This window comes from Chromohalobacter beijerinckii, assembly GCF_023061185.1.
In the GTDB taxonomy this organism is placed as follows: Bacteria; Pseudomonadota; Gammaproteobacteria; order Pseudomonadales; family Halomonadaceae; genus Chromohalobacter; species Chromohalobacter beijerinckii.
This window is the reverse complement of record NZ_JAKGAK010000010.1, coordinates 1-13132: the sequence shown is the minus strand read 5'-3', so window position 1 is coordinate 13132 and position 13132 is coordinate 1. Positions and strand designations below refer to the sequence as shown.

The 13132-nt window shown below is 61.4% G+C and carries 9 protein-coding genes; 3 read left to right on the top strand and 6 right to left on the bottom strand.

Annotation, left to right across the window (positions count from 1 at the left end; all coding sequences use genetic code 11):
- Nucleotides 1-26: 26 nt before the first annotated feature.
- From phnD to glnA, 5 genes are all read right to left on the bottom strand, one after another.
- Nucleotides 27-998, bottom strand: coding sequence for a phosphate/phosphite/phosphonate ABC transporter substrate-binding protein (gene phnD, locus L1075_RS09235; protein WP_246941520.1), 972 nt, complete (start codon nucleotides 996-998; stop codon nucleotides 27-29).
- A gap of 144 nt (nucleotides 999-1142) precedes the next feature.
- Nucleotides 1143-2552 carry a nitrogen regulation protein NR(I) gene (ntrC, locus tag L1075_RS09230; RefSeq protein ID WP_246941518.1) on the bottom strand — a complete coding sequence of 470 codons (1410 nt, stop codon included), beginning with the start codon at nucleotides 2550-2552 and terminating at the stop codon, nucleotides 1143-1145.
- A 15-nt stretch (nucleotides 2553-2567) separates the two neighbouring features.
- Nucleotides 2568-3662 (bottom strand): nitrogen regulation protein NR(II), encoded by a 1095-nt coding sequence (glnL, locus tag L1075_RS09225; protein ID WP_075368614.1) that lies wholly within the window; start codon nucleotides 3660-3662, stop codon nucleotides 2568-2570.
- A 161-nt stretch (nucleotides 3663-3823) separates the two neighbouring features.
- Nucleotides 3824-4444, bottom strand: coding sequence for a DUF4124 domain-containing protein (locus L1075_RS09220; protein ID WP_246941516.1), 621 nt, complete (start codon nucleotides 4442-4444; stop codon nucleotides 3824-3826).
- 179 nt (nucleotides 4445-4623) lie between these two features.
- The gene (gene glnA, locus L1075_RS09215; protein WP_246941514.1) at nucleotides 4624-6033 is read right to left on the bottom strand and encodes a glutamate--ammonia ligase; all 1410 of its coding nucleotides are present in this window, start codon (nucleotides 6031-6033) and stop codon (nucleotides 4624-4626) included.
- 488 nt (nucleotides 6034-6521) lie between these two features.
- Here glnA and L1075_RS09210 point away from each other — a divergent pair, with 488 nt between their 5' ends.
- Both L1075_RS09210 and L1075_RS09205 read left to right on the top strand, forming a co-directional pair.
- Nucleotides 6522-7484, top strand: a complete 963-nt coding sequence (locus L1075_RS09210; RefSeq protein WP_246941512.1) for a glycosyltransferase family 2 protein — start codon at nucleotides 6522-6524, stop codon at nucleotides 7482-7484.
- A gap of 147 nt (nucleotides 7485-7631) precedes the next feature.
- Nucleotides 7632-8624 carry a polysaccharide deacetylase family protein gene (locus L1075_RS09205; RefSeq protein ID WP_246941510.1) on the top strand — a complete coding sequence of 331 codons (993 nt, stop codon included), beginning with the start codon at nucleotides 7632-7634 and terminating at the stop codon, nucleotides 8622-8624.
- An 82-nt stretch (nucleotides 8625-8706) separates the two neighbouring features.
- On the opposite strand, the gene L1075_RS09200 is transcribed toward L1075_RS09205, so the two are convergent.
- Nucleotides 8707-10788: a TonB-dependent receptor gene (locus L1075_RS09200; protein ID WP_246941508.1), complete on the bottom strand. Its 2082-nt coding sequence runs from the start codon at nucleotides 10786-10788 to the stop codon at nucleotides 8707-8709.
- 488 nt (nucleotides 10789-11276) lie between these two features.
- On the opposite strand from L1075_RS09200, the gene typA reads away from it, so the two are divergent.
- On the top strand, nucleotides 11277-13088 hold the full coding sequence (gene typA, locus L1075_RS09195) for a translational GTPase TypA (RefSeq protein WP_246941507.1): 1812 nt from the start codon (nucleotides 11277-11279) through the stop codon (nucleotides 13086-13088).
- Nucleotides 13089-13132: the final 44 nt, after the last annotated feature.

Sequence of the window (13132 nt, the reverse complement as noted above, 5' to 3'; positions counted from 1 at the left end):
CAAGACGCCGCCCACTACCCGCCGGCTTACGAACACTGGTACTGCACGTCGTTTGCCGCGTCGATCTGCCGGATCACCGACCATTCTTTCTTGAAGGTGATGGGGATGAATTGAGATTCGCCGTTCTTGCCGAATTCCTCGGACAGCGCAGTGCCTTCCCAGTCGAAGTCGAAGAACGCTTTCTTGATGGCTTCCTGCAATTCGGGCTTGAGGTCGTGCGCCACGCCATAGCCCGTCGTCGGGAAGGTATCCGACTGGTAGATCACCTCGATCTGATCCGCGTCGATCACGCCACGGTCGATCATGCGATCCTTGACCGAATTGGCGATGGTAGCGACTTCATAGTCGTGATTGGCCACGCCGAGAATCGAATTGTCGTGCTTGCCGGAAAACTCGACCTCGTAATCCTCACCGGAAGTCATGCCGAATTCCGAGGCCATCAGCGCGGTAGGCGCCTTGTAGCCGGAATTGGACGTCTCCGAGGTATGGGTCAGGGTCTTGCCCTTGATGTCCTCGACCTCGTCGATGCCGGAGCCGGGATAGGTGATGATCTCCATCTCGTAGCCGAAGGAGCCATCATCGGCGGCCATCATGGCGAAGGGCCGAAAGCCCGCGCAGGCCACCGCAAGCGGATTGGAGCCAGTATTGAAGCCGGCGACGTGCAAGCGCCCGGCGCGCATCGCCTCGATCTGAGCGGCGTTGGACTGCACCGGGAAGAACTTCACCTTCTTGCCGGTGACTTCCTCCATATGATCCAGGAAGCCAGACCACACATCCGCATACACGGCAGGATCCTCCACCGGGGTATAGGCGAAGACCAGCGTGTCCGGATCGCGCCACTGGGATTCATCTTCTGGAATGTCGGCGACGAGGTCGCCATCGGCATCGGTGTAGCGGTCGCTTAGCTGGAAGTCGGCCTGGGCGGTGGAAATACCCGCGAGGGCAGCAAAGGCAAACCCCAGAACGGGGCGAGACAGTGAAAGCGTCTGCGAGAACATGCGTTGTCACCTGGTTGCGAACAATGAGTAATGCCCATTGTTCGCCCGCTTGAATGACAGTTCCGCGACGCTTCGATGACGATCCCGTGACGTTGCCATGACCACGCGACACCCGCGGCCGACATATCGGCCTCACTCTCAGGTTCAATCGTCTGCCAACGCCGGCAGCAGCACCTTGAGCTTACGTGTCAGTGTATTGCGGCCCCAACCGAGCAGCTCGGCAGCCTCGCCCTTGCGCCCGCCAGTATGCTTGAGCGCCGTTTCGATGAGGATGCGTTCGAAGTCCGGCACCGCCTCTTCGAGCAGATGCGTATGCCCCGCCGCCAGGGCGCGATCGGCCCACTCACGGAAGGCACCGCGCCAGTCGCCACCGGCACTTTCGGTGCCCTCGATATCACGCAGCTCCGGCGGCAGGTCCTCGACCAACACCTCTCGGCCTGAGGCCATTACCGTCAGCCAGCGACAGGTGTTCTCGAGCTGGCGCACGTTACCCGGCCACGGCAGTTGCGTGAGGTGCTGCTCGGCCTCCTGAGTCAGTACCTTGGGCTCGGTGGCGAGCTCCTTGGCAGCGTCGGCCAGAAAGTGCTGCGCCAAGCGAGGAATGTCCTCGCGTCGCTCGGAAAGACGCGGCAGATGGATACGAATCACATTGAGGCGGTGGAACAGATCCTCGCGGAAACGGCCATCCTCGACCAGGCGCTCCAAATGCTGGTGAGTCGCGGCGATGATGCGCACGTCGACCTTGACCGGTGTGTGGCCACCGACCCGGTAGAACTCGCCATCGGCCAACACGCGCAACAGGCGCGTCTGCGTCTCGGCGGGCATGTCGCCAATCTCGTCGAGGAATAGCGTGCCACCATCAGACTGCTCGAAGCGCCCTCGCCGCTGCGACGTCGCCCCGGTAAAAGCGCCCTTTTCATGGCCGAAGAGCTCGGATTCCATCAGATCCTTGGGAATCGCCGCCATGTTGAGGGCAATAAAGGGCCCGTTATGACGCGGGCTGTGCTGGTGAAGCGCCTGGGCGACACGCTCCTTGCCGGTGCCCGATTCACCGTTGATCATCACCGTGATATGCGATTGCGAGAGCCGCCCGATGGCGCGAAAAACCTCCTGCATCGCCGGCGCCTCACCGATGATCTCCGCCGACAGGCCTTCCGGCACCGCCGCCGGTGCACGCCGTTCGCGGGCATGCGCCACGCCACGGCGTACCAAGGCCAGGGCCTCGTCGACATCGAACGGCTTGGGCAGGTACTCGAAGGCGCCGCCCTGATACGACGCCACGGCGCTGTCGAGGTCGGAATGCGCGGTCATCACGATCACCGGCAGATCCGGGTGGCTTTCACGAATGCGCGCCATCAGGTCCAGCCCATCGAGTCCCGGCATGCGAATATCGGTCAGTAGCACATCGGGCGGTTGACGCAGCATCTGTTCCAGCGCGGTGTCAGCGCGCTCAAAGCTCTGCACGTCGAGATCCGGCTGAGCCAGCGCGCGCTCCAGCACCCAGCGTATGGCGCGGTCATCGTCGACGATCACAATGCGTGCGACGTCAGTCATAGGGCCTCCCAAGCCTCAATGATGGCTCTCAAGCGGAATCAACAAACGGAATTCGGTACACCCGGGCACCGAGTCGCACTCGATCAAGCCCTGGTGCTGGTGCAGGATCGATTGCGCGATGGAAAGGCCCAGGCCACTGCCCTCGGCACGCCCCGACACCATCGGATAGAACAGCGTCTCGCGTAGCGTCTCGGGGATGCCGGGGCCGTTATCGAGGATGCCCAGCTCACAGACCAAGCGGTGACGCTCGGCCCCCAGCGTGAATTGCCGCCGGGCGCGAGTACGCAGGGTCAGGCGCGGGGCGTCGACGCCGTGCTCCTCCATCGCCTGGACGGCGTTGCGGGCGACGTTGAGCACCGCCTGGATCAGTTGCGCTTCATCGCCCTCCAGCTCCGGCAGACTGGGATCATAGTCGCGTACGTACTCGGTACGCGGATGCTCGGCCTCCAGCAGGGTCCGCACGCGCTCGAGCACTTTATGGATGTTGAGCGGTTCGTGGCGGCTCATGCTGTTGGGTCCCAGCATACGGTCGACCAGATCGCGCAGACGGTCCGCCTCTTCGACGATAACCCGCGTGAACTCGGCGAGCTGCGGATCGGGCAGGTCCCGCTCGAGCAGCTGCGCCGCGCCGCGAATGCCGCCCAGCGGGTTCTTGACCTCGTGCGCTAGCCCCCGGGTGAGCACCTTGATGGTTTCTTGGCGCGCGATCAGTGCCTCCTCGCGGGAAATGCGCAACAGCCGATCGCGCGGCTCGATCTCGATCAGCAGTTCATCGGCGGACAACGGCGTGACGGTAAAGTCCACCGTGGCCGAATCCCCCGACGGCAACGTCAGATTCGCCTCGCGTTGCGTGAAGGGGTGCAGCTCGTCGCGCGCCTTGAACAACACCGCTTCGACACTGCCCTCGACCCCCGCCAGACTTTCCAGTCGCTGACCCATGACACGCAACCGGCTAGTCGCCAGCAACGACTCAGCGGCCGGATTCATCCAGCGCACATGCAAATCGCCATCGAGCAGTACCACCGCCGTCGTCAGGTGTTCTAGCAAACGTTTTGGTTCGACCGAGCCTGGTGGTTCGAACGAATATTGTGGCAAAGGAGGTTCTGGCATGTGCCATCCATTATCCATCGTCCATGTACGTTAGCAGTGCAAGAAGCGCGCCAGTCTGTCACCGCCCGGCATAGGGCAGTGCAGTCATTGGCACATGAGTCACTAACGCACCAAAATAGTGCAAAAAGGGGAAGGTAGACAGCGCCAGGCGCCAAATCGGCTCACTGGTTGTCGCTGCCACCATTATTACGGGGATTGTTGGGGTTGGCAGGTAGGTAACGGCTGGCACGTTGCACATACAGCGTGATCGGGGCACTACGTTGGCGCACACGCCCCTCAGCATCGACGACTTCAGCACGCAAGGTATGCTCCCCGCGCACTAGTTCGGTGACCGAGAAGGTCGTTGCATGCTGGGCCGGCCCACTCACCTCATCATCGACGAGGATGCGCAACCTGTGCCCCTTTCGCAGTTCGGGAGAGATCGCCACACGCACCTGGGTATCGCCCGCCGCGCCAGTGGGCAGAGTCGTCTCTTTGCCAGGGGCCGCAATGGCAAGACGCTCGTAAGCGGTGAATGACGATGCGTCATCCGCTCCCGTCTCGGTCGCTGCGTCCGGCAGCGCCTGGAGATCGCGTGTCTCGCGCGGCTGGCCGGGCACCGTGTTCACCGTACCGACGTCTACCTTCTCGCCTACCGGGCGATCGGAAAAGGTCACGTTGCCTTGCGCATCGACGCTGCGATAGACCGGCGTCGCCTGCGCCGCCGAGACACCCATCACAACCGCTACGAGCAACGCCCAAGCGCCTTTCAACCATGTCGCGGTGGCCCACCCTTGGCGCATGCCCTTCTCCTCGTGCCTTTACCGAACGCTCAGTCTAGCGCACCTTCAATTTATCCAACCACAACACGTCCCCTCTACACCCTCAACGACCCCTCCATCATGCACGCGTCATAACGTAAAAGGCCCCGTCACATCGGACGGGGCCTCGGTCAGTCGCGATCACTCGCCGTCGTGCGAGATCAGCAGCTGTAGTACATGTCGAATTCGACCGGATGCGTCGCCATGCGCAGGCGATCGACTTCTTCCTGCTTGAGCTCGAGGTAAGCGTCGATCATCGCATCGGTGAACACTTCACCCTCGGTGAGGAAGGCACGATCGGTGTCCAGCGCCTCCAGGGCCTGGTCGAGGCTCTCGGCCACGGTGGGGATCGCCTTGCCTTCTTCTGGCGGCAGGTCATAGAGGTTCTTGTCCATCGCGTCGCCGGGATGGATCTTGTTCTTGATGCCGTCGATACCCGCCATCAGCAGTGCGGAGAATGCCAGGTACGGGTTGGCGGTCGGGTCGGGGAAACGACACTCGACGCGCTTGCCCTTGGGACTTGCGGTATACGGAATGCGGATCGATGCACTGCGGTTACGCGCGCTGTAGGCGAGCATGACCGGTGCTTCGAAGCCCGGCACCAGACGCTTGTAGGAGTTGGTCGACGCGTTGGTGAAGGCATTCAGGGCACGCGCATGCTTGATGACACCGCCGATATAGTACAGCGCGGTCTCAGACAGCCCAGCATATTCGTCACCCGCGAACATGTTGGCGCCGTCCTTCCAGAAAGACTGGTGCACGTGCATGCCGGAACCGTTGTCACCCACCAGCGGCTTGGGCATGAAGGTCGCGGTCTTGCCGTACGCGTGGGCCACGTTGTGGATCACGTACTTCATTTCCTGAACTTCATCGGCCTTCTTGACCAAGGTGTTGAACTTGACGCCGATCTCGTTCTGGCCAGCGTTGGCCACCTCGTGGTGATGCACCTCGACCGACTGGCCGATGGCCTCCAGCGTGTTGCACATCGCGCTGCGGATGTCGTGGAAACTATCCACCGGCGGTACCGGGAAATAACCGCCCTTGACGCGCGGACGGTGCCCCAGGTTGCCACCTTCCACGGTGGTGGAGTCGGTCGCCCAGGCGCCTTCCTCGGACGTGATCTTGTACATCGCGCCCTGGATGTCGGTATTCCAGTGCACTTCGTCGAAAATGAAGAATTCAGGTTCCGGGCCGAAGAAGGCGGTATCGCCCAGCCCGGTGGACTTCAGATACGCCTCGGCACGCTTGGCGATGGAGCGCGGATCACGCTCATAGCCCTGCATGGTAGCCGGCTCGATGATATCGCAACGCAGCACGAGGGTAGCGTCTTCGGTGAACGGGTCGAGATAACCGCTGCCATCTTCCGGGCGCAGGATCATGTCGGACTCGTTGATACCCTTCCAGCCTTCAATGGAGGAGCCATCGAACATCTGGCCGTCCTCGAAGAACTCATCATCGACGGCGCCGGCCGGAATCGTGACGTGCTGCTCCTTGCCCTTGGTATCGGTAAAGCGCAGATCCACCCACTTGATATCGTGTTCTTCGATCAGGGCGAGGGTCTTCTCGGACATGATTTCCTCCACTATGAGCCCACGGCTCGGGTCGTTTGCTTGCGTGTTCAGCGTCGTTTGTAGCACGCCCGCCGGCAGCTGCCCACGGGTATGCACTTTACGTTTTGCAATGCAGAAGGCATGCCAATCATTGAGCCACCTAAGTGCGCCTTCGATAAACACATGATCCACCGAGAAAAAATAGACCATCTTTGCGCATCGGTCAGCACCACTTTAGCGCCAGGCGCGCCACATTAAAGTGCAGAGGCACTTTAGAGCCCTAAAAAGGTGCACCTCACCACCCCTATGCACAAGATTGGTGCAAAAGAATGTTCGCCCCCCGCTCGATAGCTGAGCGCCACACCCTATAGGGCTGAACTCGCGCAGGCTCGTAGTCAGTATCGCTTTAGAAAAACCAGCCCCAGCGATGATTGCCAGGGTTCACGCCACCCCCCAGTCTGTTGGGCAGCTCCCCCGACACGGGCTTTGATCCCAAGGCACTCCCAGCGATGCGCACTTACAGTCTGCTAATCGACGCCAGCCATACCCCCGAGCACTTGGAGCGCTGTCTGAGCGCCCTGGCACGCAGTATCGCTCACTTCAGCGGACACACCGAGACGTTGGTACAGCTGACGACGCTTGATGAACCCACCCAGCGCCTGCTGATTGAACGTGATATTCGCTTCGCCGTGCTGCCCCAACATGGACAGGGCGCGCTGCGCCACCATGGCGCCACCTGTCTCAATGGCGATGTACTGGTGTTTTTGGACGCAGCACTCGAGGTCCCGGAGCAATGGCTTACCGGGCTCGCCCGTGCCTTCAGTTACCAGGCCGCCGACGCCATCGTCTGCGCCCAATACCCAGTCACCCCGTTGCCGCCGCCGCTCGCTAGTTGGTATCTCAGCCGCACGCAACGCGGCTTTGACGACCACCCGTGGGATTGGCCTACCGGTCAATTGGCCGTCACCCGTGAGTGGTACGAGCGCCTCGGGGGCCATGACCCACGCCTCGAAGCTGGCGCCGACCTGGATATCCTCGTGCGTCTGTGGCGCTGCCACGCGCACCTCTGCTGGCAGGACGCCCCATTGCTGATCGACCATGCAGCCCCGCGGCGCCTTGGCCCCTGGTGGCGCCGGCAGCACCGACATCAGCGGCATTGCCTTTACATCCCCAGCACCGCACGACATCCGCGTTTTCTCGTCCCCCGGGTGACCGCCGCCCTCCTTCAAGGCACGAGCCTCCCGCTGGCCTTGCTGCTCTGGCTGCCCTTATCGCCGGGGGTCGGGATGGCCGGCTTGACCTTCAGTGCACTCCCCGCCGGGCTCATGGCGTGGCGCGACGACACAGCGGCGCCGCGCAAGGCCTACCGCGTCTACTGGTATCGCTGGAGCTTGCACGCCTTGCAGTTGTCTGCCACCGGCGTGGCGATGATGACGTTCTGCCGACGAGGAAAACCGGGGCTGACTGGCTAAATTGAGACAACGAGATATGCTTATAGATATCGCAACCGCCATCACAACATCATCCCTCACAGGAGACCCTTGCCGTCTGCGACAGGATGTCACCACGGCAACAACGCTCGCACACCGAGCAACGACAGCAGTGCGGAGGGACACGCCATGAGTCATCTCAGCCTTGCCCATGACGTCGTGCAGCGCCTGCGCGGACACTGGCGACGCAGCCTGAGCGAGCCGCTTCGCGGACGCAGCGCGATTCTAGTCATACAGCGCGTATTGCCCGACGAAGCCGCCGCACGCCTGCCGCACCGAGCTCCCTACTGCCTCGGCCCGGAAAGCTTCCGGCGGCTGCTCGACCACCTGACCGATCACGCTCAGATCGTCTCCCTGGCGAGTGCTCGCCGTCTGCATCGCGACCCGATGCCACGCATCGCGCTGACCTTCGACGGCGGCTGGCGCGACACCACCGAGGTAGCGCTGCGACAGCTCGAGCGCCTGGCGTTGCCGGCCAGCGTGTTTCTGAGTACGGGCGATACAGGACGCTCGCAAGGCGATTGGCGGATGGCCCTCGGCGACATTCTCTGGGACGGCACCCAGCCCATGCGCGTTCGCGAATGCCTCGGCGATGCCGGGCTCCCGCTCCCACCGCCACGGCCCGACCACCCAGGCACCGCCTACAGCAACGCATTGCACGACTACCTCGAACGACTCGCGCAACAAGCTGCTCCATTGACGCTGGTTCGGCTCGGCTCGGCGCTGGGCACCGAGTTCGACATCGCCCCCCAAACGCTCGACCCGTTCAGCGTGCGCCGCCTGGAAAGCGACGGCCTGGTGCGTTTCGGCGCGCGCGGCGTCGCCGCCACACCGCTAGACACCCTCAACGATCATCAGATCCAATGGCAAATTCGCCATTCGCGCCGCCAACTCGGCGTGCTATGCCGCGACCCGTTGTCTTATTTCGCCTATCCACAGCCGGAAGCCTCGCTCCGTGTACGTCAACTGGCCCAGCGCTGCGGCGTTCAGGAAGCCCTGCACAGCCATGCCGGCTGGCTCTCGCACCGCGACGACCCGCTGGCATTGCCACGCTTCCCGATCACGCAACCCGTTGCCAGCAGCGCAGGGCGCCTGTACGACTACCTACTAGGACGACTATAGCGCAGAGCGTTCAAGACATCGGCCATCGTACTGCATCACACTGCTGCGCTTTTAGCATGCACGGCTCACCCTTCTCACGATGTCAGGCACCGAAGTCCAGACGAGCGGTCAAGCGAATATCACGCCCCGGCGACAGGGCGTAGCCCTTATAGGTGTCGAGAAAGCCCCGATAATCCTCGTCAAAGAGGTTATGAACCGCCAGGTCCAAATGCAGCACTTGCTCGCCGATGCGGGGTGCGATCCCCGCGCCCAGATCGACCAGTGTGTAACCATCGGTCGATGCAGTGCCAAAAGGCGCGTCGTCGAACTGACTAAAGGGCTCGCCTGGCGCAGCGTCCTTGGAGGCGTAGCGGCGAACCGTCAAGGATGTATACGGGTTACGCGCCCACCCTGCCCCTTGTGGCGCGAAACGGGCGCCGACGCGCATGTTGTCGGCGGGCAGCAAAGGCAAATCGTCGCCATTGTCGCGCCGTTCCCCGTTAACGGTCTCAGCCGCCGCCGAAAGCGTCAGCCGAGACGTGACATCCTTCTCGATGGACAGCTCCACACCCCGCAATATGGCATCGGTCTGATCGTAGGCGAATACTGGCGATCCACTACGCCTCTCACCGGTATCGCGGGGAAAAATATAATCGTCGATCACGTTACGGTAGACGGTCGCGCTGGCACGCGCCGTGCTTGATGCCCAGCGTAGCGAGAGATCAGTATTGAACGAGGTTTCCGGGTCGAGATCGGGACTGCCTTGCTGGAAAGCGGCCACCCCGCCGTGCTTGCCGGCTACATAGAGCTCGAAAAGGCTCGGCGCGCGAAAGCCACGTCCGGCGTTAGCCGCCAAGGAGAGGTTGTCGGTCAGCGTATAGATACCGCCCAGCGACCCGGTCACAACATCATAGCTATGGCGCTCGGCATCGGTAACGTTCTGCGACGGATTGGCCGTTTTGGAAGCTTTACCTTCGATTTGGTGATGGTCATAGCGTAGCCCCGCTTGCAGCAAGAGATCCCCAAATCGCTTTTCCTCAAAGGCAAACGCGGCCATATTATCTACCGTGCCGCCGGGCGATAGCTGGGTCGTCCCACGCGACTCCTGGTCCTTGTGCGTGTATTCAATCCCCACCGTACCGCCGTCCAGCCCGGCAAAGGGGCCGTGCTGTCCTTCGAGGCGTGCGGTGTACTGATCGAACTCGACATCGATAGTGCCATCGAACCCGGCCGTGCGCGGACGTCCCCCCGCGTTGGAGCGACGCCGATTGTTCTGCCAGACGAGTTTCGGCTTCCAGGTAATCCCGTCGACCCGCTTCTCACCGGATAGCTCGAGTTGCTGATTATCGATGTATTGCCCTACGCCTTCCGCGCCCGCCGAGGGAGGCAACTGACCCGCCGGCGGCGGCAGCAGAAAGTTGTGTTCATCGTTGAAGCGGGAATAACGCGCCGTCCAGGTGCCGCCACCGTCGTCGCGAAAGCCGAGCGCCAGTTCCCCGTTGACTTGATTGAAATCGGTATCGTCGAGCTCGCCTGTGTAAGCGGGCGCATCCTGCAAATCCTGTGAAGGTGGAGGTGGAAAGTGCGTCGTCTCATCGGGTGTCTGTATATTGCCACCATCACGACGGATGAGGCCTAGCGAGTAACCCAACCGACCATTGCCGCCCGTCGCCTTGATTCCGGTGTCCCATTGGCCATTATTGCTCGAGTAGCGGGTCAGCGTTTCACCTCTAACAGGCGTATCCCAGGCGATTTCAGACGACAGCATATTGACGGCGCCCCCCAACGCACTCGAACCATAGAGCACGCTCGACGCCCCTCGTACTACTTCGACGCGATCCAGCAGGAACGTATCGGTCGTCGGCATGTGACGCACACCATATTGCTGATGGTCGACCCCAATACCATTATTGAGCATCTTGATCCGCTCACCGGAAAGCCCGCGGATCACTGGTTTTCCTACGCTGTTGCCGGTACTGATCGAATCGACACCCGCTTGTGACTCAAGCGCTTCACCGATGTTGATGGCGCCTTTGGCTTCCATTTCATTGGACTCGACCACATCGACATCAGCCGCCTGCAATAGCGGGTTGCCCGGTAATGGAGCGCCCGTAACAGTAACGGTTTCGAGTGTTTGCGATTCGTCCTCCTGTGCCGCTAACGCTTTATCCGACGTTACTGACACACCCAGAATAAACACACCGATAAGTGCACCCGCTGCACACTGTTCCCCTGAACGCATTGATGACACCTATATTTTACATGGACCTTTTATGTGATGTTATATCGTATCAAAACAAAAAAAGGCGGCAAAGTAATGCCTCCTACATAAGTACCTCGTTGTCACGCAACCCGTTGCCAGCAGCGCAGGACGTCTCTATGATTGGCTCCTCGGGCACCTTTAATGAGTGAATAGCCCTTCTAGATCGGTGCGCTCCACCCCACGCCAGGCGTCTACCTCGACGCGATAAATGGCGATTGACGAGTGCGCCGCCATTTTTTTGCGTATTTTCGTCCTGCCGCCAAAACGCCCCAAGTCCCTGATAGCGCCACGGTTATCGCCGCGCCAACGCGATTTTTGTCGTGCCGCGCCTGTTGGCAACGGTCATCAAACTGGCAGTCGTCGGCACCCTGACCCTATAATACGGCCCAATTTTCAAGCAGGATCCCTACGTGATCGAGAACCTTCGCAACATCGCCATTATCGCCCACGTCGACCATGGCAAGACCACTCTGGTCGATCAGCTCCTGAGTCAGTCCGGCACCCTCGACCGCAAGGCCGAAGGGCAAGAGCGCATCATGGACTCCAACGACCAGGAGAAAGAACGCGGTATCACCATTCTGTCCAAGAATACCGCGATCCAGTGGCACGATTACCACATCAACATCGTCGACACACCCGGACACGCCGACTTCGGTGGTGAAGTCGAGCGCGTCATGTCGATGGTCGATTCCGTCCTGTTGATGGTGGACGCTGTCGACGGCCCCATGCCGCAGACGCGCTTCGTCACTCAGAAAGCCTTCGATCGCGGCTTGAAGCCCATCGTCGTGGTCAACAAGATCGACCGTCCCGGCGCGCGCCCTGACTGGGTCATCGACCAGATCTTCGATTTGTTCGACAACCTCGGCGCCAGCGACGAGCAGCTCGACTTCCCGATCATCTATTGCTCGGCGCTCAACGGCGTCGCCGGCATGGACCCGGAAGAGCTCGAAGACGACATGACGCCGATGTTCCAATCCATCGTCGATATCGTCGAACCGCCCACGGTCGAACGCGACGGGCCGTTCCAGATGCAGATCTCCGCGCTGGACTACAACAGCTACGTCGGCGTTATCGGTCTGGGCCGCATCAAGCGCGGCAACGTGAGCCCCGGGCAACAGATCAGCGTGATCTCCAAGGAAGGCAATGTCCGCAAGGGCAAGGTGGGTCAGGTCATGACGCACCTCGGCCTCGAGCGCGTGCAGACCGAACAAGCCGAAGCCGGCGACATCGTCTGCATTACCGGCATCAGCGATTTGGCGATCTCCGATACGCTGTGCGACCCGGCCAACGTCGAGGCGCTCCCCGTGCTGACCGTCGACGAACCCACCGTCTCGATGTCCTTCCAGGTCAACGACTCGCCGTTCGCCGGCAAGGAAGGCAAGTTCGTCACCAGCCGTAACATTCGTGACCGCCTCGAGCAGGAGCTGATTCACAACGTCGCGCTGCGTGTCGAGGAAGGCGAAACGCCCGAGAAATTCAAGGTCTCCGGACGCGGTGAGCTGCACCTATCAGTACTCATCGAAAGTATGCGTCGTGAAGGTTACGAGCTGGCCGTGGGCCGCCCCGAGGTCATCATCCGCGAGAACGATGGCGTCAAGCAGGAGCCCTACGAAGAAGTCATCATCGACTGCGAGGAGCAGCACCAAGGCGCGGTCATGGAAGAGCTCGGCTACCGCAAGGGCGAGATGACCAACATGAACCCGGACGGCAAGGGTCGTGTGCGCCTGGACTTCATCATCCCCGCGCGTGGGCTGATCGGCTTCCGTGGCCAGTTCCTGACGCTGACCTCCGGTACCGGCATCCTCACCAGCCGTTTCGACCATTACGGCCCGCTCAAGCCCGATGCCTCCGTCGAGCGTCGCAATGGCGTGCTGGTCTCCATGGCCCCCGGCAAGGCGCTGGCCTACGCGCTATTTGCCCTGCAGGATCGCGGCAAATTGATGGTCGAGCACGGCACCGAGGTCTACGAAGGCATGCTGATCGGCATCAATAACCGTGCCGACGACATGGCGGTCAACCCCACCAAGGCCAAGAAGCTCGACAACATGCGTTCCGCCGGCACCGACGAAGCCCTGGTGCTGACGCCGCCGATCCGCTTCAGCCTCGAGCAAGCCATCGAGTTTCTCGATGACGACGAACTGGTGGAGATCACCCCCGAGCATATTCGTCTGCGCAAGAAGCACCTCACCGAGAACGAGCGTAAGCGCGCCAAGAAGAAGTAACGGCGCCCCGCACTCGTTCGGCAGGAACACGAAGCTCACCTTTC

Bases quoted from the DNA above. Each gene is read 5' to 3' on its own strand.
- ntrC (WP_246941518.1), bottom strand. From the start codon at position 2,552: ATGACTGACGTCGCACGCATTGTGATCGTCGACGATGACCGCGCCATA.
- L1075_RS09210 (WP_246941512.1), top strand. From the start codon at position 6,522: ATGCGCACTTACAGTCTGCTAATCGACGCCAGCCATACCCCCGAGCAC.
- L1075_RS09205 (WP_246941510.1), top strand. From the start codon at position 7,632: ATGAGTCATCTCAGCCTTGCCCATGACGTCGTGCAGCGCCTGCGCGGA.
- glnA (WP_246941514.1), bottom strand. From the start codon at position 6,033: ATGTCCGAGAAGACCCTCGCCCTGATCGAAGAACACGATATCAAGTGG.
- glnL (WP_075368614.1), bottom strand. From the start codon at position 3,662: ATGCCAGAACCTCCTTTGCCACAATATTCGTTCGAACCACCAGGCTCG.
- phnD (WP_246941520.1), bottom strand. From the start codon at position 998: ATGTTCTCGCAGACGCTTTCACTGTCTCGCCCCGTTCTGGGGTTTGCC.
- L1075_RS09220 (WP_246941516.1), bottom strand. From the start codon at position 4,444: ATGCGCCAAGGGTGGGCCACCGCGACATGGTTGAAAGGCGCTTGGGCG.